Source organism: Burkholderia sp. BCC1977 (genome assembly GCF_905339595.1).
In the GTDB taxonomy this organism is placed as follows: domain Bacteria; phylum Pseudomonadota; class Gammaproteobacteria; order Burkholderiales; family Burkholderiaceae; genus Burkholderia.
This window is the reverse complement of the sequence record NZ_CAJPGQ010000006.1, coordinates 120,817-147,091: the sequence shown is the minus strand read 5'-3', so window position 1 is coordinate 147,091 and position 26,275 is coordinate 120,817. Positions and strand designations below refer to the sequence as shown.

19 protein-coding genes are annotated in these 26,275 nt (G+C 64.5%); 4 read left to right on the top strand and 15 right to left on the bottom strand.

All coding sequences use genetic code 11. From position 1 onward, the window contains the following. The first annotated feature begins 138 nt into the window (after positions 1-138). The gene (locus U5771_RS07830) at positions 139-1,701 is read left to right on the top strand and encodes a chloride channel protein (RefSeq protein ID WP_322023440.1); all 1,563 of its coding nucleotides are present in this window, start codon (positions 139-141) and stop codon (positions 1,699-1,701) included. A gap of 116 nt (positions 1,702-1,817) precedes the next feature. Here the strand turns inward: U5771_RS07830 and U5771_RS07825 are convergent, their stop codons facing one another. The 5 genes from U5771_RS07825 to U5771_RS07805 all read right to left on the bottom strand — a co-directional run bounded on the left by U5771_RS07825 (position 1,818) and on the right by U5771_RS07805 (position 4,968). Next, entirely contained in the window at positions 1,818-2,219 is a 402-nt protein-coding gene (locus tag U5771_RS07825) for a YXWGXW repeat-containing protein (protein ID WP_322023439.1), read from the bottom strand. A 157-nt stretch (positions 2,220-2,376) separates the two neighbouring features. After that, positions 2,377-2,631, bottom strand: coding sequence for a cell division topological specificity factor MinE (gene minE, locus U5771_RS07820; protein WP_006486661.1), 255 nt, complete (start codon positions 2,629-2,631; stop codon positions 2,377-2,379). Between the two features lie 12 nt (positions 2,632-2,643). Next, positions 2,644-3,459, bottom strand: coding sequence for a septum site-determining protein MinD (gene minD / locus U5771_RS07815; RefSeq protein WP_322023438.1), 816 nt, complete (start codon positions 3,457-3,459; stop codon positions 2,644-2,646). 59 nt (positions 3,460-3,518) lie between these two features. Further along, positions 3,519-4,286: a septum site-determining protein MinC gene (minC, locus tag U5771_RS07810; RefSeq protein ID WP_322023437.1), complete on the bottom strand. Its 768-nt coding sequence runs from the start codon at positions 4,284-4,286 to the stop codon at positions 3,519-3,521. 166 nt (positions 4,287-4,452) lie between these two features. After that, positions 4,453-4,968: a GNAT family N-acetyltransferase gene (locus tag U5771_RS07805; protein ID WP_322023436.1), complete on the bottom strand. Its 516-nt coding sequence runs from the start codon at positions 4,966-4,968 to the stop codon at positions 4,453-4,455. Positions 4,969-5,646: 678 nt separating this feature from the next. Here U5771_RS07805 and U5771_RS07800 point away from each other — a divergent pair. Then, entirely contained in the window at positions 5,647-6,807 is a 1,161-nt protein-coding gene (locus tag U5771_RS07800; RefSeq protein WP_322023435.1) for an alkane 1-monooxygenase, read from the top strand. A 57-nt stretch (positions 6,808-6,864) separates the two neighbouring features. Here the strand turns inward: U5771_RS07800 and U5771_RS07795 are convergent, their stop codons facing one another. Then, complete coding sequence (locus U5771_RS07795) at positions 6,865-8,400, bottom strand: methyl-accepting chemotaxis protein (protein ID WP_322023434.1); 1,536 nt, start codon at positions 8,398-8,400, stop codon at positions 6,865-6,867. A gap of 240 nt (positions 8,401-8,640) precedes the next feature. After that, complete coding sequence (locus U5771_RS07790; protein ID WP_322023433.1) at positions 8,641-10,050, bottom strand: amino acid permease; 1,410 nt, start codon at positions 10,048-10,050, stop codon at positions 8,641-8,643. Between the two features lie 324 nt (positions 10,051-10,374). Between U5771_RS07790 and U5771_RS07785 the strand changes: the two genes are divergently transcribed. Continuing rightward, positions 10,375-10,704 carry a hypothetical protein gene (locus U5771_RS07785; RefSeq protein WP_322023432.1) on the top strand — a complete coding sequence of 110 codons (330 nt, stop codon included), beginning with the start codon at positions 10,375-10,377 and terminating at the stop codon, positions 10,702-10,704. 288 nt (positions 10,705-10,992) lie between these two features. On the opposite strand, the gene U5771_RS07780 is transcribed toward U5771_RS07785, so the two are convergent. Beyond that, positions 10,993-11,346, bottom strand: a complete 354-nt coding sequence (locus U5771_RS07780; protein WP_322023431.1) for an H-NS histone family protein — start codon at positions 11,344-11,346, stop codon at positions 10,993-10,995. 1,014 nt (positions 11,347-12,360) lie between these two features. On the opposite strand from U5771_RS07780, the gene U5771_RS07775 reads away from it, so the two are divergent. Then, a complete protein-coding gene (locus U5771_RS07775) occupies positions 12,361-14,253 on the top strand; it encodes a peptide transporter (RefSeq protein WP_322023430.1) in 1,893 nt (630 codons plus the stop codon). Positions 14,254-14,307: 54 nt separating this feature from the next. Here the strand turns inward: U5771_RS07775 and U5771_RS07770 are convergent, their stop codons facing one another. The 7 genes from U5771_RS07770 to U5771_RS07740 form a co-directional block, all read right to left on the bottom strand. Next, positions 14,308-14,475 (bottom strand): hypothetical protein, encoded by a 168-nt coding sequence (locus U5771_RS07770; RefSeq protein WP_322023429.1) that lies wholly within the window; start codon positions 14,473-14,475, stop codon positions 14,308-14,310. A 43-nt stretch (positions 14,476-14,518) separates the two neighbouring features. Continuing rightward, on the bottom strand, positions 14,519-15,214 hold the full coding sequence (locus U5771_RS07765) for a response regulator transcription factor (RefSeq protein ID WP_322023428.1): 696 nt from the start codon (positions 15,212-15,214) through the stop codon (positions 14,519-14,521). A gap of 524 nt (positions 15,215-15,738) precedes the next feature. After that, positions 15,739-16,137 carry a hypothetical protein gene (locus U5771_RS07760; protein ID WP_322023427.1) on the bottom strand — a complete coding sequence of 133 codons (399 nt, stop codon included), beginning with the start codon at positions 16,135-16,137 and terminating at the stop codon, positions 15,739-15,741. Continuing rightward, on the bottom strand, positions 16,106-21,664 hold the full coding sequence (locus U5771_RS07755; RefSeq protein ID WP_322023426.1) for a beta strand repeat-containing protein: 5,559 nt from the start codon (positions 21,662-21,664) through the stop codon (positions 16,106-16,108). The genes U5771_RS07760 and U5771_RS07755 overlap by 32 nt, the downstream gene beginning before the upstream one ends. A 69-nt stretch (positions 21,665-21,733) precedes the next feature. Next, complete coding sequence (locus U5771_RS07750) at positions 21,734-23,449, bottom strand: ShlB/FhaC/HecB family hemolysin secretion/activation protein (RefSeq protein WP_322023425.1); 1,716 nt, start codon at positions 23,447-23,449, stop codon at positions 21,734-21,736. Positions 23,450-23,743: 294 nt separating this feature from the next. Beyond that, positions 23,744-24,511, bottom strand: coding sequence for a response regulator transcription factor (locus U5771_RS07745; protein ID WP_322023424.1), 768 nt, complete (start codon positions 24,509-24,511; stop codon positions 23,744-23,746). An 811-nt stretch (positions 24,512-25,322) separates the two neighbouring features. Beyond that, complete coding sequence (locus tag U5771_RS07740; RefSeq protein WP_322023423.1) at positions 25,323-26,252, bottom strand: LysR family transcriptional regulator; 930 nt, start codon at positions 26,250-26,252, stop codon at positions 25,323-25,325. Positions 26,253-26,275: the final 23 nt, after the last annotated feature.

Here is a 26,275-nt window from a genome sequence, read left to right as displayed (position 1 = left end):
AACGACGCTTGGGGTGCACAAACATTACGCCGGCATTACATTTGCAACAAAGTGCGACGCGTCTGCGAGAGTTTATCGAGCCCCGGCCGCTTCCGGTTCTTTTTATAATGCGTTTTTTGCCCTCCCGGCCCGCCGCCGATGCAACGCCCTGCCCGCCCCACCCTGCTTTCCGGATTGTTTCCCGCCCTCACCCGCCGCTCGGTGCGGATCTGGCGCCAGTACGGCGTGTTCTGGCTCGGCGCGATCGCCGTAGGCCTCGCGGCCGTGCTGTACGCGCGGCTGATCGACTGGGGCTACGACACCTTCCGCACGATGCGCGACCATGCCGCGTGGCTGCCGTTGCTGTTGACGCCGTCGATCGCCGCGGCGTCGGCGTGGCTCACGCGCCGCTTCTTCCGCGGCGCCGAGGGCAGCGGGATCCCGCAGGTCATTGCGACGCTGCATGCGAGCCCGGGCGCATTCGGCGCGCGGCTGCTGACGCTGCGCATCCTGTTCGGCAAGGTCCTGATCTCGTTCATGGGGATCCTCGGCGGCTTCACGATCGGCCGCGAAGGCCCGACCGTGCAGGTTGGCGCGGCGCTGATGTTCAACCTGCGGCGCTTCTACCCGCGCTCGAACGCGCAGATCGAACGGCAGCTCGTGCTCGCCGGCGCGGCGGCCGGCCTGTCGGCCGCGTTCAACACGCCGCTCGCCGGGATCGTGTTCGCGATCGAGGAACTGACCCGCAGCTTCTCTGCCCGCGCAAGCGGCGTGCTGATCACCGCGATCATCCTCGCCGGTGTCGTCGCATTGGGCCTGAACGGCAATTACACGTACTTCGGTACGATCGACGCCGGCCAGCATTTTCCGAAGGTGCTGGCCGTCGCCGTGCTCGTCACCGCGATCGTGACAGGCATCGCGGGCGGCCTCTTCAGCTGGCTGCTCCTCAATACCGGCCGCTGGCTGCCCGCGCGCCTGCTCGGCCTGTATCGCGAGCGCCCGATCGCGTTCGCGGCGCTGTGCGGCTTCGTGATCGCCGTCGTCGGCCTGGTGTCGGGCGGGACGACGTTCGGCAGCGGCTATGCCGAGGCGCGCGGCCTGCTCGACGGCCATGAACAGCTGTCGGTGTTCTATCCGTTCCTGAAGATGGTGTCGATGGTCGCGTCGTACCTGCCGGGCATCCCGGGCGGGATCTTCGCACCGTCCCTGTCGATCGGCGCCGGGTTCGGCAACCTGCTGCACATCGTGTTCGGCGACATGAGCCTGCCGATGCTGATCGCGCTCGCGATGGTCGGCTACCTCGCGGCGGTCACGCAGTCGCCGATCACGTCGTTCGTGATCGTGATGGAGATGATCAACGGCCACGCGCTCGTGATTTCGCTGATGGCGACCGCGCTGGTGTCGAGCCGCATGGCGCGCTTCTTCGCGCCGCCGCTCTACGAAACACTCGCGCAACGCTATCTCGCGCCGCCCGCGGCCGCCGCCGAACCCGCGGCGGCACCGGCGGCCGCGGCCGGTGTGATCGAGCCGCAGGACGCGGCGGCCGCGCCCGCCGATCCGCTCGACACGCTGCGCGAACAGGACGGTGGCGAGCCGGAGGCCCCGGCAGCCCCGACGTCCGACGACGGCGCCACGCGGACGCCGGCGCTGTCGCTCGCCGGCGAACCGTCCGCCCCCGGCGCGAGCGGCCCGGCGCAGGCGGGCCCGCGTGACCCTCAGTAGATCACCACCGGCGCGGGCCGATAGTAGACGGGACGGGCCGGCACGACGATACAGCCGGCGAGCGTGATCGCGACGAGCGCGATGGCAAGAGCGGTTCGTTTCATCGCACGCCTCCGTCAGGCCCAGTGGCCGCGCGTCCAGAACCAGTTCGGGCCGCGCTGATCCCAGTGGCCCGGCACCCAGTGCATGCCGATACGCTCGGTTTCCCAGCGGCCGCCGATCCAGACGTAGCGGCCATGATCCCAGTGCCAGTGACCGCGCTCCCACACATAGCCGACGCGTGCGTCCGGCACGACCTCGTAGCGCACGGGCGGCGGCGCGTTCGGCGCGACGACGACGATTTCCTCGACGGGCGCGGCCACCGGTTCGGCGACGACCATCCGGCCCGACTGCACCATCACCGGCGCGCCGACGAGGATTTCGTCCGCGCGTGCGGCGAGCGGCGCGGCGATGGCTGACAGGCCCGCGGCGAACAGCGCGAGCGAAACGATACGACGTTGAACAGTAGAGACAGCCATCACAACCTCCTGATTAACAAATGACGCGAGCGTATTCGTTCAATGCGGGAGGTCGACCAACGGCCGACAGACACCGTGTTACGGCGAGCCCGAAAGTGCAACAGGGCGTAAGACGCGCACGGCGGCAGGCACCGCCGTGCGGAGGGACACGCAAGGGTCAGGCTTGCGGGATCTCGATCTTCACTTCGAGGACTTCGAGATCGTCCTGGCGCTCGAGGCTCACGCGGATGTCATCGTTCGAAATATGGACGTACTTCGAGATGACCGCGACCAGCTCCTTCTGCAGCGCCGGCAGGTAATCGGCCGGCGGCCGGCCGCCGACGCGCTCGTGCGCGATGATGAGCTGCAGGCGCTCCTTCGCGACCGATGCGGACTTCTTCTTCTCGCCGAGGAGAAACGAAAGGATGGACATGGGCGACCTCCGTTACTTGCTGCCGAAGAGGCGCTGCAGCAGGCCCGGCTTCTGATAATCGGTGAAGCGCAGCGGCTTGTCCTCGCCGAGGAAACGAGAGACGACGTCCTTGTACGCTTCCGCAACGTCGGTGCCGTCGATATGCACGGCCGGCAGACCCTGGTTCGAGGCGTGCAGCACGGCTTCCGATTCCGGCACCACGCCGATCAGCTTGATGCGCAGGATTTCGCTGATGTCCTCGAGCGACAGCATTTCGCCTTCGCTCACGCGCTTCGGGCTGTAGCGCGTGATCAGCAGGTGTTCCTTGATCGGATCCTTGCCTTCGGTCGCGCGCTTCGTCTTCGACGACAGGATGCCGAGGATGCGGTCCGAGTCGCGCACCGACGACACTTCCGGGTTCGTGACGATCAGCGCTTCGTCCGCGAAGTACATCGCGTGCAGCGCGCCCGCCTCGATACCGGCCGGCGAGTCGCAGACGATGTATTCGAAGTCCATCGTGACCAGGTCGTTCAGCACCTTCTCGACGCCGTCACGCGTGAGCGCATCCTTGTCGCGCGTCTGCGACGCCGGCAGGATGAACAGGTTCTCGCACTTCTTGTCCTTGATCAGCGCCTGGTTCAGGTTCGCTTCGCCCTGGATCACGTTGACGAGGTCATACACCACGCGACGCTCGCAGCCCATGATGAGATCGAGGTTGCGCAGGCCGACGTCGAAGTCGATCACGGCCGTCTTGTGGCCGCGCAGCGCGAGGCCGGACGCGAAGCTCGCGCTGGTCGTCGTCTTGCCCACGCCGCCCTTGCCCGAAGTCACCACGATGATTTTTGCCATTTACCCAATACCCTGTGTTCGTCAATGAGAGCCGATCGATCCGGAGCGTGCCGCGTGAATCACGTCAGGCGCAGCGATTCGATCATCAGTTTTTCCTCTTCGAGCCGGATCTGCACCGATTTGCCCAGTATGTCGGCGGGCAACGGGTTCTCGGTCGTTCGATAGATACCCGCGATCGAAATCAGTTCCGGCTCGAGACACGTGCAGAAAATGCGCGCGTCGTGATTGCCGTGCACACCCGCGAGTGCGCGGCCGCGCAACGGCGCGTAGATGTGGATGTTGCCTTCCGCGATGATCTCGGCGCCGTGACTGACCGGCGCCAGCACCACGAGGTCTCCTTTCGCGTAAATCTGCTGCCCCGAACGCAGCGGCCGATCGATCACCAGCGTCTGCCCGCCCGCCTGAATCGGCGTCGGCGCAGGTTCCGGCGCCGGTTCGGCTGCCGCGGCAGCGGCCGTGGCGACGACAGGCGCCGGCTCCGCTTCCTCGGCCGACTTCGCGGCCGACACGCGGCGGTCGCGCGCCTCGAGCAACGGCAGGCCGGCTTCCCCCGCCCAGCCCTGCGTGGCCAGCGCGACGACGCCCACCGGGCGCATCCGCACGTCGTTCAGCATCTGGCGGATGTCGGCGAGCGCGACGCGTTCGCCTTCCGCGAGGCGGCGGACGTCGATCGCGACGACATCATCGGCAAAAAACTCGGGAGTCGCTTCGAAGCGCTTGACCAGTTCGGTACGCAACGCATCGAGATCGGTCGTCTTCACGGTGAACAGCAACGTATCGACCGATCCGCTGCGCAGCTCGAAGAATGGCGATTTTTTAAGCGACATGGACACTCTGCAAAAAATTTTTGCGTATTTTACAGGCGTCCACGCGGGCGGCCATTATTTTTGGGGAACCGGGCGGCGACGGTCGCGGCGAACGCGCAACCGGCAGGCGGGCAGTCGGACGGGCGGCCGGGCCTTCGTCGCGCCGTGCGGCCCGCGCATTCATGCGTCAGGGCGTGTTGAAGTGCGACACGAACAACGACTTCATCGCGCCGGGCATCCGCGCGATCGGCGCATGCTCGCCGGTGTTGCCGAAACCCGCGCGTTCGTAGAAACGGATCGCGTTGCGGTTCGCATCGGCGATCCATGCGTAGACGTCCCGCGCCCCGCGCTCGGTCAGCCACGCGGTGGCCGTTTCGAGCAGCAGCACGCCGCCGCGCAGGTGGCGGACCGCGTGCGCGACCCACAGCTCGCTGACGAACGCGCGCCGCTCGGGCGTATTGTCGAAATACGCACCGATCATGCCGGCCGGATGGCCTTCGGTATACAGCAGGAAAGTCGTCGATTCGTCGGACGCGGCGCGCAGCGCGGCGATGGCCGCCGCCGCGTCGGAATCGACGTTCAGCAATTCGGCCTCCGGCGCTTCGCCGGGCGCGTAGGGCTCACGCAGCGATGCGGCGCGGAGTTCGCGATACACGCCGCCCTGGTTGGCAGCGATACGACGAACGGTCAAGGTCGAACTCATGCAGGCACAGCCCCCTTCGGACAGCAAGTTACTAGCTTCAACCGAAAGCGGGGCATGAGTCAAATCGTTATTTTCAAACGACAGCGCGGATCGAAAGGCAGCAGGTGTCGCGCATGCCCGGGTGTGCAGGTGCAGCATCGGTGTGTCGATGCGCGGCGACGCATGGCAATCCGAGTTGCGAGGTCGGACGCGTCGCCCCGCTCGCCTTGTCATGCACGGCATTCATGCGGTGAAGGTCCGGCGTTGCGCCGCCACGGACGTAATGATCCGTAATATATGTATCCCAAAGCGCCGCGCCGCCACGCGGCGTCGCGTCGCGTTTATTGCATCGCAACATTCGTTGCGGACTTCGCCGTCGGATACTCACGCGCGTTGCCTCACGCATTCGTCTGACGAGAACACCGGTCGCACGAGCGGATCGGGCCCATGCCGGCCTGTTTCAATCACCCCGGCGCCGGCCCTTCCCGACCCGCGTCATGCACGGCCCGCCGTTTGGAGTGGCACGCCTAGCGCCGGGATTTGGAAAGCGCGCGCGACGGTCGTATAACTGGCACAACCGGACCACCGATCCGGCCCGCGCGCCGTGCCGCGGACTCACGACGATTCGAACGACGAAAACGCGTCACTCGGCCGCCGCGCCCGCCGACGCGGGCGCCGGCCCCAGAAAGGAGGGAGACAATGGCAATGACCGACGCATCGGCCTCGGGCTGGTCGGATGGCAAACGTTATCTATGGCTGCTCGGCGCGGTGACGATCACGCTGCCGATCCTGTCGGCCCAGCTCGCGCTGGCGACGGGCCTTCACGTGTTCTGGTGGTTCGGCCCGCTGTTCGCGTTCGGCGTGATCCCGGTCCTCGACACGCTGATCGGCGACGATCGCGACAATCCGCCCGAAGCCGTCGTCCCGCACCTCGAACGCAAGCGCTACTACCGCTACATCGTCTATCTCGCGACGCTGGTCGAATACGTCGCGTTCTTCACGTGCGTGTGGATCGTCGGCACGCATGCGCTCGCGTGGTACGACTACGTCGGCTTCGCGCTGTCGCTCGGCGCCGCGACGGGCATCTCGATCAACACCGCGCACGAACTCGGGCACAAGACCAACCGCTTCGAGCGCTGGCTCGCGAAGGTCACGCTCGCGCCGGTCGCGTACGGGCACTTCTTCGTCGAGCACAACCGCGGCCATCACGTGCGCGTCGCGACGGCCGAGGATCCGGCGAGCGCGCGCTACGGCGAATCGTTCTGGGCCTTCCTGCCGCGCACGGTGACGGGCAGCATCCGCTCGGCATGGCGGCTCGAGCAGGCACGTCTCGAGCGGCTCGGGCATTCGCCATGGACCTGGCGCAACGAGGTGCTGCACGCGTGGGCGATGACCGTCGTCGTGTGGGGCATCGCGATCGCGATGGCCGGCAAGGTCGTGATTCCGTTCCTCGTGATCCAGGCCGTGTACGGCGCGTCGCTGCTCGAAGTCGTCAACTACGTCGAGCACTACGGGCTCGGCCGCCGCAAGCTGCCGAGCGGCCGCTACGAACGCTGCACGCCGCAGCATTCGTGGAACAGCAATCACGTCGTCACCAACCTGTTCCTGTACCAGTTGCAGCGGCACGCCGATCATCACGCGAACCCGACGCGCTCGTACCAGGCGCTGCGCCACTTCGACAACGCGCCGCAACTGCCGGCCGGCTACGCGACGATGATCCTGTTCGCCTATGTGCCGCCGCTCTGGTATCGCGTGATGAATCCGCGTGTGGTCGCGCACTACGGCGGCAACATGGCGCAATCGAACATCAAGCCGTCGATCCGCGCTCGCGTGCTCGCGCAGTATTCGGCCGCGGCGTAAGGCAGGACGACGCGGTCGCGGTCGCGGTCGCGGTCGCGGTCGCGGTCGGCAATATCGTCACGCGGCCTGCGGCAGCCTGAACACGGCGACCGCGTGCCGCAGCGCGCTCGCCTGCTCGGCCAGCGCCTGCGTCGCGGCCGACGCCTGTTCGACCAGCGCCGCGTTGCGCTGGGTCGCCTCATCCATCTGCGTGACCGCGACGTTCACCTGCTGGATGCCGCCGCTCTGCTCCTGCGACGCGGACGAGATCTCGCCGACGATCGACGTGACCCGCTGCACCGCGCCGACGATCTCGTGGATCGATTCGCCCGCGCGGCCGATCAGCACGGCCCCCTCGTCGACCCGCCGGGTCGACTGCTCGATCAGCGCCTTGATCTCCTTCGCGGCGGCCGCGCTGCGCTGCGCGAGCGTGCGCACCTCCGACGCGACGACCGCGAAGCCGCGTCCCTGCTCGCCCGCTCGTGCCGCCTCGACGGCCGCGTTCAGCGCGAGGATGTTGGTCTGGAATGCGATGCCGTCGATGACCGCGATGATCTCGCCGACCTTCGCCGCGCTGGCGGCAATCCCGCTCATCGTGTCGACGGCGTCCGTCATCACGCCGCCGCCCGCGGACGCGATGTCCGACGCGTCCCGCGCCAGTTGCGCCGCGTGCTGCGCGTGCTCGGCCGACTGGCGCACGATGCCCGTCAGTTCGGTCATGCTGGCCGCGGTCTCTTCGAGCGACGCAGCCTGCGCCTCGGTGCGCGACGACAGGTCGTGATTGCCCGCTGCGATCTGCGCACTCGCGGTCGCGACGGCTTCGGCATGCGTGCGCACCTCGAGCACGACGCCCGACAGGCTCGCCTGCATCGTCTGCAACGCGCGCAGCAGATCGGCGATCTCGTCGCGGCCGGCTGCGTCGACGTCGCGCGTCAGGTCGCCGCCGGCCACCGCCTGTGCACAGGCCACGGCGCGATCGAGCGGCCGCAGGATCGCGCGGCTGAACAGGGACGCACCGATCATCGCGATGCCGAGCACGATCAGCATCAGCACGACGCTCGCCGCCGTGGCGTGGCTCGCCTCGCGGCTCGCTTGCGCCGACACGGCGGCGCTCTCGTCGGCGATCGACTTCGCCGCGCGCTCGAGCAGCGCGGCGGGCGCCCGGTCGACGCCCGCCACGGCCGCATCCCCGGCCGTCGGCTCGAAGCCCGCGGCCTTGAATGCGTCGAATCCGCGCCGGTAACCGTCGCCCATCGCCGCATGCGCGTGCATGAACTGCTCGACGAGCGTACGGCTCTCGCCGGGCGGCAACTGGGTGACCAGCTGCGCGGCGAGCGTATCGACCGTGCGCTCGCGCGTCTGGAATGCCTGCCAGTACTTGTCCAGCTTGTCGGGCTGCTTGCCGCGCAGCAGCGTGTCCTTCCATTCCTGGACCTGCAGCTTGAACTGCACGAGCGTCGCCGACACGAGCCGCTCGTCGGCGACATGGGTCTGCACGTCGTTCGCGAACGTATCGATCGAGTGATTGAGGATGCGGATGCCGTACAGCGCGCCGCAGAACATCAGCAACAGCGCAACGGCGAATGCGAGGGGGATCTTGTAGCTCAGCTTCATGGGACCTTGAGTCGACGGGGAGCGGCGGCATCATCGGAGCGGATGCCGTCCGCCGAATCCTGTTAACGGCACGTCGACGGCCGGCTTAAAACCGACGAATCCCTGTCAACCGCGGTCCGCGCCGGAACCATGCATCCCTCGCGCGCATGGCGCACATCGTTCCGACGCGGTAGGTGCCGGCAATCCTACAGTCGGCACGCGCCTGCATACCTTTCGATTCGCGGCCCCGCCCCGAGCCGGCTAGTTCATGTACTTCGCCGACTTGCCGGTGCCCTGCGACGCCGCCCCGGCGTCGGGCCCGAGCTTGAACGCGTAGAACAGCAGGGCCAGCAGCACCAGCCATGCAGGACCGACGTACAGCGCGATTCGCGTATCGGGGAACACGGCCATCAGTGCCGTCACGAACACGAGGAAGGCGAGCGCCACCCACGAGCCGTATGGCCAGAACGGCATCCGGAATCGCAGTGCGCGGCGCTCGGCCGGACTCAGGCCGGCTCGAAACTTCATCTGTGTAACGAGGATGACGGCCCACGTCCAGATCGCGCCGAAGGTCGAAATCGACGTCACCCACACAAATACCTTCTCGGGCACCAGATAGTTGAGCAACACGCCGACGAGCAGCACGGCCATCGACACAACAATTGCGTAAACCGGCACGCCGTTTGTCGTCGACCGGCCAAATATGCGAGGTGCATGCCCTTGTTGTGCGAGGTTGTAGAGCATCCGGCCGGTACTGAAGATGCCGCCATTGCACGACGAGAGCGCCGCAGTCAGCACGACAAAGTTGATGATGCCGGCGGCGGTCTTGATACCGAGCCGCTCGAACGTCATCACGAACGGGCTACCCTGGGTCCCGATCTCGTTCCACGGATAGATCGACAGAATCACGAACAGCGCGCCACCGTAGAACAGCAGGATGCGCCAGAACACCGAGTTGATCGCACCCGGAATCGTCTTTTGCGGATTCTGCGCCTCGCCGGCCGTCAGCCCGATCATCTCGACGCCGAGATACGCGAACATCACCATCTGCATCGACATCAGCACGCCTTGCACACCGTTCGGGAAAAAGCCGCCATGTGCCCACAGATTCGTGATGCCGACCGGCACCCCATGGTTGCCAATGCCGAACACGATAATCGCGATACCGGATACGATCATCACGACGATCGTCACGACCTTGATCAACGCGAACCAGAACTCGAATTCGCCATACGCCTTGACCGCGAGCAGGTTCACCGCTCCCATCGCGCCCAGCGCGGACAGCGCCCAGATCCAGCGCGGCACATCCGGAAACCAGATGCCCATGTAGATGCCGACCGCCGTGATTTCGGCGATGCAGGTGACGATCCACAGGAACCAGTAGTTCCAGCCGGTCAGATAACCCGCAAGCGGCCCGAGATAGTTGTGCGCGTAGCGGCTGAACGAACCCGCGACCGGCTCGTGAACCGCCAGCTCACCCAGCGCGCGCATGATGATGAAGATCATGGCGCCGCCAATCACGTACGCGACGAGAATGCCCGGACCGGCCATCCTGATCGCATTCGCCGAACCGAGAAACAAGCCCACGCCGATCGCCGCGCCAAGCGCGAGCAATCGCATCTGCCGTTGACCGAGCCCCCGATGCAAACCGGGGCGAGTGGCATCATTCATGCATGTGTCTCCTGATAGCGGGAAGTGTTTTGATATCGACTGCAGGACATGCGCAAACGGGCTGCCGGTCCGATCAGGTTGCCGGACTTTTCTCTATCTCGACAGATCGTCTTGATCGATTCGGATAACGTAATTGCATCGATATCCAAACTCGATGACGTCGTTCGGCGCATTCCGTTCGTGCTGCTGCAACAGCGATTCGCGCGTACCGTGAAGGTCGCTCGCATCGATGATTCCGCCACACACAATCGATTGGCGAAGGAATGACCGACCCCGCCGGGGCCGGTCATTGCTTACGCCATGCTATCGGCTACCGAGCAGTAGATGTTCTTGTATTTCTATCGATTTCGGCATTCTTTCCTGCTTCACGCGTGCCGCTCTGCAGTCGAGCCGATAACGATTTCGCCCACTGATCGCGATCCGTCAAACCATTCGCATTGCAAATCATTCCAGATCGTCATCTCGCCATCTGCAGAAGGCCGGGGTCATCGCACGACCGACAGCAATGCTGGCACCGGCAGCAACATGAACTTCAAGGCTGCCGTTGGCAACGCCCGTGATCGTCGGCGCGGGTCGCGTATCCCATGTACCGTCGGCACGTCGCTTGCCACGACATCGGACGGCCCGCATCCACGCGGATATCAATTGCCGTGAATGCCCTGCGCATTGGGAACCGCCACTCCGCCCCTCAACTCCGCGCCTGCCTCATCGATCGAATCCCTGGCTCGTTTCGCGTGCCCGTCGAGCCGAATGCCGGTCGCCCCCTGAGCCGCGGCGATGGAGTCGTATGCTGCGCGCAATGGCGCCTGGACATGGGTGATCGTTGTCGGCACGGATGACGCATCGATCGATTTCGCGTACTTTCGCTATCGACGATGTGCAATCGCCGACGCGCCGCACTCCGGCTCGACCGCGTTGCGGCTCGCTGGTCCGAACCCGCTGTCAATCTTCGCGCGAAGATCGCTCGACAGTCGCGTCTGCGGGGTCGACCCAGTCGTCGCTTCCGCCGTACTGCAACGGATCCAGCCGGAATGCAGCCTTGTCCTGGCCGACGAGCCACAGCGGTGTGCGCCCTCGCCCGCTCCACGTCTGGCCTGTCTGCGGATTCCAGTACTTCGGGGCAGCCCTGGCCCGCGGCCGCTTCCCCGCCATCACTCGCTCCGTCAGTTCCTCGACAGTGATCTGGTACAGCGTCATCCAGTAGCGCATCTGCCGCAACGCGGCCTGCCGCTCGACGGCCTGAGCTGCCTCGATTTCCTTGTCGATCCGATCGCGCTCGGCCAGCAGTTCTTCCATTCTTTTCGTCGACACGGTCCTCGCCTCCGAATGTGCCCCGGCAAATGCCCGACCGTCGTCTCTTCCATGCGGCCAGTTGCCCGACGACATGGATCTTTCGCTTGCCGGAACCGCATGCAGGTCTGACGCCGCGGAACGATATCGAGCCCCCATCGAATGGTCTCCAGTCTGGTTGATGTCTTCGCCGATTCACGACGTCGTGCGCCGTGAATTGTCGAGACGCGCATTCTGCCGACGGGTTGCATGAGGGCTCGATCAAATCACATCGCGCCTGTGTGAGCGACGTCGCGATGCGCGCCCGGCCCTGCGGGATGGGTGAGCCCGTTACGGCGCACCACCGAAACAATGCATCGAACCGGGGGATGTTGCCCCTGTCGCATTCTCGCCAATCTCTCGCCACGATATCTGAACCTTTCTGCCGAATCACAACGCGACCCGACGCGAACGCCCGAGACGGCGTGCAAGCAACTCTTCGAGGGCTGGCCCGGCCACCGCACGTGACATCCAGGACCGGCGGATCGAGCATCTATCGACGGCACCGGCCGATCGGATACTCGATCCACCACGCATCTCGTCGCGCAACGCCGCAAAAAAACGCCGAACCGGATCGGTTCGGCGTGAACGCATCCAGACGGGGGATATGGATGCGCGACCATGGTTCGCGCCGAGAATGCGCCAACCGGTTTCAACGTTATCGGAAACCGGCGACCGGACGGCTGAACGATTGTCACGATGCGCATCGACATGTGCACGAACCGGAATCCAAATCAAATATGTCGTTGGCCGTGCAGCGTTCGTTGTGAAACGTTGACAAATTCTCCGTGCACGAGCGCGCACCATCGGCTCAGGCTTCGGCATACAGCGAGCGTCGAATCGAATCGCGCTCGCGCGGATCCGGATATCGCGCAGGACACCACACCAAAACGCTCCGTGCACCGCGGGCCCGACAGGCCCAGCTGTACTCGAACAGGTATCGCCGCAATCGCACGGCCATGCCTTCCCATACAACCTGTGTTGCCGGATCGCACGATCGGGGAGACTGTCGTCATGACCATCCAGTCACACCATCGCCAGCTCGCCTTTTCGCTGGGACGCTTCGAATCATTGTGCTACTCGCACCAGCACGAAGCAGCCGCGCGCGAGTTTCTCGAACTGCTTGCGATGCTGGATCGCAACTACGGTGCGTTCGATCACGGTTTCGTCGCCATGCCGACGGCCAACCTCGCCGGCATGGACCAGGATCCGCACATCATCAACCGCATCTGTTCGGCGCTTTCGTCGCTGTTCAGCGACCCGGGGTTCCATATCTCGATCGACGGCTTTCGTCAGCTCATCTTTCTGCATCGCTGGATCGCGACGTTGTTTTCGGCCAGTTCATTTCGCAACGCCGACCACATCCTGCGCGCGCTCAATATCAACGGCCCCGAAGCCGCCGCGGTGGAAATCGATCGGCAGCATCTCGTCAAGTTCTGTCTGCTCTATACGCCCAACTCCGAGATTCCGATCGATCTGGATGCGCTGTTCGCATTCGACCGGAATCTCGCGTCGGCATTCGCATGTGCACTGCTGTCGCCCCGCTTCCTCGGGACGGAATCGGCTCACCGCAAACGCGAGGCATTGCTGGAATGGCTCCCGGAGAAGCTCGACCAGCTCGACGACATCGATGTGCTGCCGCTGGCGGTGTTGCACGACGTCTACATGCACTGCAGCTACGCGGACACCCCGAGAAGGCATGCGATCAAGGCGTCGATCAATCGACTGGTGCGGAAGAAATTGCTGAAGCAAGGGATCACCGACCTGATTCATCAGCCGCGGCGGCCTGACGGGCAGGAGAAACCGGTGATGATGGTCGTGCTCGAGTGGTTTAACGACGCCCATTCGATCTTTCGCACGCATTCGGCGTCGCTTCGCGCCGCGCGCGAGCGCTTTCGCGTGGTCGGGATCGGTCAGGCCGGACTCGTCGACGAAAGCGGCCGGTCCGTGTTCGACGAGCATCTCGAGATCGCGGGCGACACCGTCGACTTCGTGCGCGAACAAGCGAACCGGATTCGGCCGGATATTCTTTACTACCCCGCGTTCGGCATGTTCCCTCACAGCATCTACCTGACGAACCTGCGCCTCGCGCCATTGCAGATCGTGTCGTATGGACACCCTGCCACGTCGATGTCGCCCCACATCGACTGCTTCGTGCTTCCCGAGGACTGGATCGGCGACCCCGCCTGCTTCAGCGAAAGGTTGCTGCCGATGCCCGAACAGGCCATGCCGTTCGTACCCTCGTCGCGGGCCCGGCCGATCGAGCCGACGCTCGACGCAGCACCGGACATCGTCCGGATCGCCATCGCGGCCACGCCGATGAAGCTCAACCCCCGGTTTCTCGATGCGCTCACGCGCATTCGCCGCGGGACAACCCGGCCCGTGCAGTTCCATTTCTTCATGGGGCTGGCACAAGGCATGGTCTACCTGGAAGTGCAGCAATTCCTGCGCGCCTACCTGCCCGATGCCGTCATCCATGCCCATCTGCCCTACGACGCGTACATGACGCGCCTGAACACGTGTGACCTCTACCTGAACCCGTTCCCGTTCGGCAACACGAACGGTATCGTCGACGTCACTTCTGTCGGCCTGGTCGGCGTATGCAAGACCGGACCGGAGGTGCTCGAGCACATCGACGGCGCGCTCTTCAAGCGACTCGACTTGCCGCAATGGCTGATCGCGAACACAGTCGACGAGTACGTCGCGGCGGCCGTCCGGCTCATCACCGACACGAAGTTGCGGTTGTCGTTGCGCCGGCGACTGATCGAGCGCGGCGGCAGCAAGGTGCTGTTCGAAGGTACGCCGGAGCGGTTTGGCGAAGCGCTCGAAGCGCTCCTTGCCGAATACCCCGACGCGCCGTTGCCGGTTTCCTGATCGCGGGACAGAAAGCCCGGTGCGTGGCGACGCACCGGCAACACTCACACCGACCTAGTCCCGAGCATCGCCGTCCGCGTCGGCATCCGACGCGACAACCGAAACCGCGTCAACGCGCGCGAGGACATTCCTGGCCATTTCATCGCTGATCCACAGCCCGTGCACCTCGTCGTCCAGCGCTTGCTGAAGCGCCCGGACACGTGCCTGCTGATACGCATTCATGGTTCGTTTCCTGGTGATTGTCGAGAGGGCCGGACGCGAAGGTTCAGTAATTCCGTCCCAGGTCGTCGAGCCGATACCCATGCGTATAGATCACGCGCAGCATCATCCCGTTGGCGCGCGACAGGTTGAGCTTCTGCCTGATGCGATAGATGTGCGTGTCGAGCGAACGAAAACTCGATGGCTCCGGGACCTGCCCCCAGACACGGCCGATGACGGTATGACGCGAGACGAGCTGCCCGACATTGCGGGCGAGCAATTCGACGATGTCGTACTCCTTCGGCGACAGCACGATCCTTTCGTTATCGAGGTAGACCGTGCGTGCCACGATGTCGATGTGATAGCGCCCGATGTTGATCGCCGACTCGCGCAGTTCGCCGTCGTGCCGCCTCCGGAACTTGGCCCGGATCCGCGCGATCAGCTCACGCTCCCTCGGTGGCTTCGGGATGTAGTCGTCGGCGCCTGCCTCGAGAACCTCCACGATCGCCGTCTCCGTCAACGCAATGGTCAGCACGAGAATCGGCATGACCGGATAGCGCTTGCGGATCCACGCCACCACCTCTAGACCGTCGATGTCGGGCAAGTGACGATCGAGCACGACGACATCCGGCGCCGCACGCTGGATTTCACGAAGCGCACGCTCTCCGCTCGACATGACGCTCACGCGCCAGTCGGCCCGCTCCATCAGGTCCCGGTAGCTCCGCGCCTGGGTCTCGTCGTTCTCGATCAGATACACAATCACTTGAGGCCTCACCTTTGATCGAAATTGCCGGACAAGGGCACGCCCCCATTTCACTCTCGCTTCGCGACTCGGCAGACGTTCGACAGCGCAGCAGGCGCGCAGCGTGCGAAGTCCCGCTACCCTGTCTCTACAATTGATGCATATTTTTTGAATGAATATCTCATTCGAATATCCATATGTAATTTTTGACAATTTAGGTGCGGTGATTTCACAACTTTTCTGAAAATGACGATGATGCGGCCTTATATGACAAGATATGCCGCACCATGCCCCAAAAACTCCTTTACGCTCCGACGAAAATGATTTGAATCGATATTGACTAAAATAACGAAATCTTCAGGAATCCGGTATTGAATCCGGCAATCGCGATGACGAGGTCGCGGCGATACGGTATCCGAGCTGTCCGCGCGCTGCTTGCGCAGTTGCAAACGACTGCACGCGCCCTGCAAATGCCAAACGCCCGATGCAACGCATCGGGCGTTTGGGTGTGCATCTCCAGTCGTCCTGTTTCAGGATTCCGGCGATCAGATGGCCCGGTCGATTCGGCCGACGCACGACAGCGCATTGATGCGTGCCTGCACATCGTTCGGCAAGGCAATGCCGCCGCCGATACAGCTGACCGGAGAGATGCCGCTACCACCACGCTGGCTGGCGTCGCGCAAAGGCGCCGACGGCTCCGTTTCCCGGACCGTGATTCGGCTCGGATCGCCGCCTTCGGTTTGCTTGGCGTTCCGGGTCGCGCCGGCATCGCCGCTCACCGAACCGTCGCTGGCCTGCCCCCCCGTTTGCTGGATAGAGCGTGTCCATGAATCGTCCGGTATCGGAGACGGCAGCATCACCGAAACGTACCGGCCGTCCGGCGTGTATTGCCAGACCATGCCACCCGGCACCCTACCGCCTGCCGCAGCGAGCACGGCCAGCATGCCCGGCGTAAAGTCGATTGCGTAATCGGACGCGGCAAGACTGCCCTGGAGGATCGCGTACTGTCCCGCCTGCCGCTCGCCCAAGGCGGCCGCTCAACATCGCCGGTGTATCGTCGAGCACGACGGCGACCCGATTGCCGTTCGCGTCATAGGTCCACACGGTTCGCTGCACCAGGCCGTTCGTCCGATAGGTCAGCAACGGATCATCGGTGCCGACTGTCTTTTGCTGATCGTCCGCGATCACGGCGAGCGTCGCTCGCTGGATCGCCAGCGTGGCCGGGTTGAACGCAATGCGATAGTTGGCCGCGTTCAGGCTGCCCTGCGTGATGCCGTACGCTCCGACATGCTCGCCCGGCTGCCGCCCAAGATTGCCGGACAGCACCGACGGCGCGTCGTTGAGCGTGTTGCTGACCAGATTGCCGTTCGGGTCGTAGCCGCGTACCGTGCGATTCACCAACCCGCTCGTGTTGTATGTCAGGTTCGGATCGTCCGTGCCGTACACCTTGTTCTGGTTGTCGGGCGTCACTACCAGGGTCGCCGGCGTGATGTTCAGGCTTCCTTTCTGAAACTCAAGGTTGTAGTTCGACGTGGCCGCCAGGTTGCCCTGCGTGATGTTGTAATTGCCGACGTTCTCGCCGGACTGGCGGCCCAGATGTCCCGTCAATGCGTCCGTATCGTTCACCGACACGTCGACCAGGTTGCCATTCGTGTCGTAGCTTCGAACCGTGCGATTCACCAACCCGCTCGGGTTGTAGGTCAGGTCCGGATCGTCCGTGCCGTACACCTTGTTCTGATTGTCGGCCGCGACCACCAGGTTCGCCGGCGTGATGTTCAGCTCCGCCGGACTGTAGGTCAGGATGTAGTTCCGTGACGCCAGGCTGCCCTGCGTGATGTTGTAATTGCCGACATGCTCGCCGGACTGACGGCCCAGATTGCCCGTCAGCGCCGTTGGTGCCGCGTCGTTGAGCGACACGTTCACCAGGTTGCCATTCGAATCGTAGCTGTGGACCGTGCCGTTGACCAACCCGTCGACCTGATAGGTCAGGTTCGGATCGTCGCTGCCATAGACCTTGCGCACGTTGTCGGCCGTGACATTCAACCCATCGGTACCCGTACCCTGTGTGCCGCGCGGAACGATCCTCAGGTTGCCCGGATCGTACGTCACGTTGTAGTTCGGCGTCGCTCCCAGGCTCCCCTGCAGGACCGTGTAATTGCCGACGTTCTCGCCCGACTGCCGCCCGAGATGCCCGGTCAGCGCATTGCTGTCGTCGATCGTCACGTTGACCAGGTTGCCGTTCTCGTCACGGCTTCGCACCGCATGATTGATCAGGCCGCTCGTGTTGTACGTGAGGTTCGGGTCGTCGGTCCCGTAAGCCTTCATCTGATCGTTCGCCGCGATCGTCAACTGCGCCTGGGTGATGTTCAGCACGCCCGGCGTGAAATTGTTGATCACATAATTGCCGCCGACCGCGTCGAGGCTGCCCCGGGTAATGTTGTACGCACCGACGTTTTCTCCGCCCTGCCGTCCCAGGTTGCCGGTCAACGCATTCGAGGGCGTGTCGTTGATCGTGACGCTGACCGGATTACCGTTCGAATCGTAGCTCTGCACGGTACGGTTCACCAGGCCGGTCGGGTTGTACGTGAAGTTCGGGTCGTCCGTGCCGTACACCTTGTTCTGGTTGTTCGCCGCGATCGCGAGGTTCGCGGGCGTAATGTTCAGGTTGCCGCCCGCATCGACCGCATACCCGAGGTTCCGGGCGGCGGGGCCCGCCGTGAAGTTCACCGGCACGAGCGTGTGATTTCCCGTGTTTTCTCCCGCACGCGTACCGCCATCGTCGCGACCGAACTTGCCGGTGAGGCCCGCGAGAATCGTCGCGGGATCGTCGCCGTCGATCGCACCGCTCAACTCCGTCCAGTTGGCATTGAGGTTCGGGTCGTTGCTGCCGTAGACCTTGTTCTGATTCGAGCGCACCTGGATAGCCGGCGTCACGCGATAGAACAGGTTGAGCGGCACGCTCGTGTTCACCGTACCGTTGCCCGGCGCGGTCGCATAGTGCTTGTTGACGTTGGCCTGGCTCGCATTGGTGACGAGCGGAAAGTACTGCGACGAGTTCGCGTTGCCCGAGTAGATGGTCACGGTCTTACCGTTGCCGCCGGCGGCGATGTGCTGAATCCCGGCAAGCTTCACGTCGCCACCGGTCACGTTGCCGTTGGCCACCGAATACGGCGACACGCCCTTGTCCGAGCCCGCGGTCAGCGTCACGTTGCCGTTGGTCGTCGACAGGTTGCCCGCCAGCATCAGGTCGCCCTTGCTCGCGGCCGCGAGGTTACCGCCCGTGTTGATCGCCCCCAGCGTGATCGTGCCGTTCGGATCCACGCCGGTGATATTGGTGTCGGCCGACGTGATGTTGTTCGCAAGGAACGTCGTGCCGTTGGACATGTTGACCGCGGCCGTGCCGCTACCCACGTTCCAGCTGCCGCTGATGTCGAGCGTGCCGGCCAGAATGTTGGCGGGACCGGTGAAGTTGTTGGCGCCGGACAGCGTCAGCTGCGTGCCGGCAGAATCCTGTGCGACCGCGCCCGCGCCGGTAATGTTGTTGGCGACAGCCACATTCTGCGTGATGTTCAAACGCCACTCGCCACTCTGATCCTCGATATCCCGGAGGTTGCCGAAGGTCAGGTTGCTACCGCTCCAGTTGTTCTGGCCGTTGAGCACGTAGCGCGAGCCCGACGCGACGATTCCGGTACCCAGCGCGTTCAGCGACGCGTTGGTCGAAAAGATCGCGCCTTGTGTGCCATTGGCTACCGTGATGGGCGTGGCATTGGCGCCAGCGCCGCCGATCGCCTTATTGCGGTTATTGGCTGTCCAGCCAGTACTATCCGGGCCTGGCCCGGTCCCCGCAGTATTGCCGCTGGAGCCACCCGTGCCCCCTGTACCGTAATTTGCATAGCCGGAAGCGCTCCCATAGCCCGGTGCGCCGCCATTGCCTCCATTGCCTCCAGTGCCCGCATTGGCTGCTCCCGACCCGCCAGCGCCACCTGACAAATTCAATCCACCCGTTGCATTGGCCGTGCCGGCCAGTTGCACATCGCCACCTGCCCCTGCTGCTCCGAGTCCACCACCGTTGCCGCCATTTCCGCCGGCGCCACCGTTGCCGCCGTACCATCCGAACCAGGAGTAGCCGCCCTGACCACCGGCACCGCCGCTGCCACCATTGCCGCCCGCGCCTGCACCTCCGCCCTGACCACCATCGATGTTCAGCGTTCCTTGCGTCACGACAGACGCCGACGAACCCAGTACAACCTGCCCGCCCGCGCCGCCATTGCCGCCAGCGCCACCCTGACCGCCGGCGCCGCCGGCACCACCGTTCGGAGTCGCCCCGACCGCCGATCGCCCCACAGCGCCACCGGCGCCGCCCTGACCACCCACCCCGCCCTGCCCCCCGGTTCCGCCCTGACCGCCGGCGAGTGCGATATTTCCCGTCGCATCGAGCCGCCCCTGCTCGTTGACCGCACCACCGGCTCCACCCGCCGCCCCGGTGCCGCCATTCGCGCCCGCTGCGCCGGGCCCGCCAGGACTGGTATTGCCCCCTCCACTGCTCGAACCACCGCCGGCACCGGCAGCACCGTTCGTCCCTGCCCCTCCATTGCCACCCCGACCACCCGTGAGGCTGATCGAATCCGCGTGAATGGCGGCATTGCTCGCGATTGTCACTTGCCCGCCCGCGCCACCCGCACGCTGAGCGCCTCCGTTGGCGCCATTGCCGCCCGTCAACGTCACATTCGCCGCGGTAACGTTATTGCCCGCGGCGAGAACTACGGCTCCGCCAGCCGCACCCGCTGCCGTGGCATTCCCGCCGTGCGCCGTCAAACTGCCGGTGCCCAGCGTGATATTCGCGCCGATCGTCACGTCCTGACCGTTCGCCGCCAGCAGGCTCAGGCTGCCATTGCCGGTCGAACCGATGTCGTTGAGCACCTTGATCCAGCCACTGCCGGTGCCGGTACCTTGCGACGCATCCAGCGTAACGTTGGTACCGCCCTGCAACGCCGCGCCGAGCGAACCGTTGTTGACGTTGACGGCCGCGTTGCTGCCCGGATTGAACCACGTGGTGTAGTTGCTGTCCGCCGCATTCGATACTGTGATATCCGTCGGATCCAGCAGCCAGCTACCGGCCTTGCCATTCGGCGCCAGCGCACTGACCTGCCCCAGCACACCCAGCCTGCCGTGGCTCGAGGTCTCGACGAAGCCGCCGTCGCCGCCAAGCTGCCCGCCCCGCGCGTCGATCCGCCCGTTCATCTGCGTGTACGCATCCGACCACAGCACGACCGTCCCGCCCGTGCCGTGCCCGGTCGCCGATGCGTCGATGCTCGATCCGCCATCCATGAAGGTCACGTTCGCATGCGCGAGCGTGCCCTTGCCCTGCCGCTCGCCGCCGATCAGCACGGTGCCGCCGCCCGCGTCGCCGCGCGCGTCCACCGAGCTGCCGAACAACCCGACGTTGCGGCCCGTGATGCTCACCGTGCCGCCGTGCCCGCCGGCATTCAGGCCCGCTACGTCCACCGTGGCGTGGTTCAACACCACGTTGCCGCCGTCCGCATCCGTGCCGCCGCTGATGACCACCTGACCGTCCTGGCTGCCGATGCTGCGCGCGCGGATCACGCCGGACAGGTTCATCACGTTCGCCTGCAGCATGTCGCGCCCGCGCGCCGTCAGGTACACCGCGCCGCCGTCCGCGGCGATCAGCCCCTGGTTCTCGACCAGCGCGTTCATCGTGGCCGTATCGACGTCGACCTTCATCTTGCCGCCGGCGTCCAGCGTCAGCGTCACCTGGTCGCCGGCCGCCAGCGTCGCGCTACCACCCGGCGTCGAGATCGTCCCCTGGTTGCGCACCTGGTCGGCCACCAGCACGATCGAGCCGCCCACCGCCCTCAGGTTGCCCTGGTTGACGATCTCGCCCTGCGTGCCGTTGCCGGTTAAGCGGTAGTTGCCCGCCATGAAGTCCGAGTCGCCCAAATTCTTGGTGGTCGCCAGCAGGCCGCCCACGCTGACCTGCGCGGTCTTGCCGAACAGCACGCCCGACGGGTTGAGCAGGAACACCTTGCCGTTCGCGTCGATCGCGCCGTAGATCTCCGAGCGCGATCCGCCGAGCACACGGTTCAGCGCGATGCTGTTCGCGTTCGGCTGCTGGTAGACGACACGGTCGCCCGCGCCGATGTTGTAGGTCTGCCAGTTGATCGCGAGCTTGTCCGAGCCCTGCTGCACGGTCATCACGTTGCCGTTCACGCCGATCTGGCCGTTGCCGGCGGACACCTGCCCGCCGGTCGGCAACGTCACGCCGAATGCGGTGCCGCCGCCCAGCGCGAGCGCAACCGCGACCGTCGTCCGGCGCAGCGCGAACAGTCGCCGCGCCATGCCCATGCCGCCACCGATCCGGCCGCCCTTGCCGCGCGCCACGGCGCTCTCGGCGACCGCGATCAAGGTCCCGGCCTGTTCGCTGAAGATCAGCTTGTGCAAATTCTTGTTCATATCTCACTCGGTTTCCGGACGGCCGGTACCGCTTCCGATCCGGCACGTTGCCGGTTCGGCATCGAATACTCAGGGGAACATGTAGGTGAACTGCGCCCAGATCCGACTGCGGCTGTCGCTGTCCGACTGAGCTGGCGAACCGCTCTTGTCACGCATCGCCCACGCGAGCTTGAAAATGTAGGTATCCCGACGATTGAACGAGACCGACAGGCCGTTGCCCGCCAGGAATCGGGAGGTGGCCGGAGTCCCCGGCGGCTGCGTCGTGCTGCGCCCCATGTCGCGGAACACCGCGAACGTGACGTCGCTGCCGATCAACGGCACGTGGGTCGACGCGCGCAGTTCCGCGGTGCCGAGCCAGCCCTTGTCGCCCGGCGCCTCACCCGTGGGGTAGGCGCGCACGCCGTCCGGGCCGCCGAGCGCGAACGTCTCGACACTCGACAGATACTCGCCGCTGTATTGCCCGCGGAACGAGCCGTACAGGCTCAGTCGCACGTTGTTACCGAGGTATGCGACCGTCTGGTCGCGCAGCAGGTAGTAATTGAATTTCGTGAAGCCTCGATCGGGCCCGTCCGGCACATCGGCCAGGCCGCCGGGCCGATTGTCGCCGGCGCTCACCGTTGCGCCGTACCCCGTATAGCCGCCACGGAACAGCCCGTCGATCGCGTTGCCGCTGATGCCCAGGCTGCCGACCGTCAGTCGACGCGTTGCGCGCTCGCCGAGCGTCCTGTCGTCGAGCCACTTGCTGTCGACGCCGATACGAAGGTCGAGATTGCGGTCGACGCTGCGCAACACCGGATACGACAGGTAGGCACCGAGGACGTCGGCCGTGCCCCGTGCGTCGAGCTGGTCGAACGGTGCGCGCAGCACGTAGTCGAGCCGGTTGTAGCGGAACCCCAGGCGCCAGCCGCCATAGCCGATCGGCAAGCTGTAGTCGATGCCGCCGGTGATCATGTTCCGGCCGCTTGTCGCCACGTCAACGCCGAGCACATCGCCGATGCCCGCAAGGTTGTTCGCCTGCACGCGGGCGAGCCCGCGTGCCTTGCCGGTGTAACGGTTGCCGTAATCGTCCGCGCCGACATAGCCCTGCACGCGCGGGCCCGGCTCGGGATTGAGCGTGAGGGTGCTGCTGCCGGGTTCGTCGCCCGGCGAAAGCGTGCCCGTGACGTTCGCGATCCCGGGCAGGTCGCCGAGTATGCCCGCGGCGCGCTCCACGCGCCGGCGCTCGACCGGCGGCGTTCCGCAATCGCGCGCCGTGCCGAGACAATTCGCCATGTTGGCAAAACGCGCGAGCCGCGCCTCGCTGTAGCCGGAAACGGGCGCCACCACGACCTTGCTGACCTGTCCTTCGAGCACGCTCAACGTCACGGTGCCATTGGCCACGGCTTGCGGCTCGACGTACGTGATCGCGACCGGGAATCCGCGGCTTCGGTAGTACCGGGTCACCGCATCGGCAACGGCCTCGAGCCCGGCAAGGTCCAGTTGCCGGCCGATCGCACCGCGCAACTCGGGCACCTTCTGCATCAGCTCGTCGCCCGTGATGCTGGTATTTCCCGTGATGCTGAACGACCGGACCTCGATTTTCGCACCGCCTGGTGCCGCGCCTTCCGGCATCGCCGGCGCCGGCGTCCTGACTTCGCCCGGCGCGGCCTTCGGCGGCAATTCGGGCCGCTCCGTGTCGCGCATGATCGCCCCGGCGTTGGGCACCTGCGGAATGCCTTGCGCCAACGCGGTCGTCGATATCACGCATCCCGCTATCACCCCGGCGGGAAAGCTCTTGTAATTCATGTGCACACCTTTTAAGACATCCTAACCGCTACCACGTGCACATTTTTGGATACCGAACTACCCTGCTTTATCAACAATTCTCAATAACGCGTGACGACATGACGGACGCGCAGGCGAACCCCTGTCGCTCGATGCCGCCCGCACATGAACACCCGCATGGACGTACGACCTGCGGGCGATACAGGAATACTCGAACACGTCGTTGGGTGAAAAGGCAACAGCGGCACCACCGGCCGATAAGTGTCGGTGCGTGCGCAACGCTGGACGCACGGCATCAATGCCGATCTTCGCCGTTCACCAGCCAGCCTGCGCAGCGGCGAACCACCCCGAATCGTCTTCGTTCTCGGCGTCCGACGGCATCCGCCCGTCGCACCCGGCGGCGCCGGCCGTATCGGCAGGAAACTTCAGCCGATACCCCAGCGTGTACACCGATCGCAACGACACGCCCGACGCACAACGCAAATTCAGCTTCTGGCGAAGGCGATACACATGCGTATCGAGCGACCGCGACACCGCTTCGTCCATTGCTCGCCCCCAGATGCGGTTGACGATCAGTTCGCGCTGCACGACCTTGCCGACGCTCCGTGCCAGCAATTCGAAGATCTCGTATTCGATCGGCGTGAGCTTCACGGCATCACTGTCGATAAAGACCGTCTTCAGGCGAGTATCGACCGAAATCGGTCCGATCTCGATCACATCGTCGGCCCGATCCAGCTTCCGTCGCAGCATCACGGCCATGCGCGCGAGGAACTCGTTTTCGCGCGCCGGCTTGAGAACGAAATCGTCGGCTCCGGCCGCAAACGCCGAGACGGCGTCGCGCTCGAGCGACGCATTGCTGAGCACGATCGCCGGGACGTTCGCGAAGTTCTTTCTCATCCACTTCAGCACTTCGAGCCCGCTGACATCCGGCAATTTCAGGTCGAGGATGACGATATCGGGGAGCGTCCGCATCATGCTCCGCATGGCCTGGGCGCCGTTCCGGCAATGCTCCACCTGATAGTTCGCGCGCATCAGGAAGAGGCTCACGAGCCTCGCCTGCTCCTCGTCGTCCTCGACCAACATGACTTTCGATGCATTATTCACAATTCAACACCTGATCTAATGCACGATCATCGGCAAAGCCATCCTCTGGATATTGCGCACTCTCTTCGCCCGGAATTTTTATAATATTTTAATTCCCGGACAATACGCTGAATCGCCTTTCTGATCGTCGAATAAAAAATACGTCCGACAGCGGCCCTTACCCGACGCGCCAATCATTTTCCGGTACTGGTCACCTCGTGTAAATTGAGATATCCGAATCGATTGATTCGCTTCTTCCATGAATCCGGGATCGGTGACGGCACGGTTCCGCGGAGGTCATCGCCCCGATCTGTCGTGCATGGGGCCCTTGATTTCGATCGCGCCTGGTTCAGACGTCACGTCGCCATGCCGCTCGTCGCGGCACCGCCCGGTGCAGAAAGCCGGGTGGACTGCTCATGCGATGCGCACGGCCTGCGCATCGAGCAGGCCTCCTGCGCCATCACTCCGTCGCACAACGAAACGCCGGGCATGCAGCAGATCCCAAGTGCCCGGCCGAGTCGCCCGATTGATCCAGATAGTGGGCGAAGTGCTCCTGCTTCTTTGAATACCGAGGATCGCCCGGTAAAAAATTCTTGAAAATACGTATTTCTGGTCCATCGCAACCAGAAAACCCAATCATCAGGAAAAAATTTCCGAATTGAGATTTACGAATTCCAATGAATCAGAAGATATCTCACGACGGCATCGTCTGAATTAAACATTTGTCACGATTGTCACGAATTTCAATTCCCGTCCGGGGCCGGCGAGATTCATTTTCGTCATGATCGCAGCACGATGTCAATCGACTTTATCACGCACTCCGAATCAACTCGACGCCCTCGGCGAAATCGATCGACGGCAGCACGTCGAGCAGGATGTCCAGCACCCTGGCCGCGGCAGGCATCAACGACACATCACGACGCGTGAACACGTACAGGTCGCGCTTGAGTTCAGGTTCGTTCAGAAACCGGAACGGCATGCCGCGCGCAGACGGGTGCGATGCAGCCAGCGCGGAGATGACGCAGGCGCCGACGCCCTCCCGGACGAGCGCAATCTGCAGGTCGAGATTCGTGACCGCGACTCTCCTGCTCATGCTCTCCCACACGAACGGTGCGTGCTGCCTGATTGCGGCGGAGATGCTCGAATCGTCCGCGTCGCGCAGGATCGGCACTTCGAACAGGTCGTTCAGCGATGGCCGCAATGGAATGTTCGGATAGCCGCTCGGGAACAGAATGCCCAGCCGGGCGCTCATGATGTGGCGCACGTTCAGGATTTCGGCGGCCACGCCGACGTATGAGCCGATGCCCAAGTCGACCTCGCCGGTTTCGATGCGCCGGATCACGCCTCCGCTCGTGTCGTCGATCAGGCTCACCTGGATCCCCGGCTCCCTGGCGTTCAACGCGCGTATCACGCGGGGCATGACCGTCGATGCAAATGCGAGACCGCTGGCGATCCGGACCGTGCCGCTGCATCCGCGGATCTGTTCGTTGATGCCGTTCAAGGCGAGATCGAGGTCGTTCAGGATGCGCACCGCATCGACCAGGAATGCCGCGCCGTACGCGGTCAGCGCGATCCGGCGGGTGCTCCGCTCGAACATCGGGGCGCCGAGCGCAGATTCGAACTCACGGATGGTCTTGGTCAGCGTCGATTGGGTCAGGCAAAGCGAATCGGCCGCTGCCGTGAAACTGCCCTCCCTGGCCACGGCGACGAACGCGCGCAGATGACGCAGAGAGACGCTCATTTCACACCTTCCGGGGCCGGTGC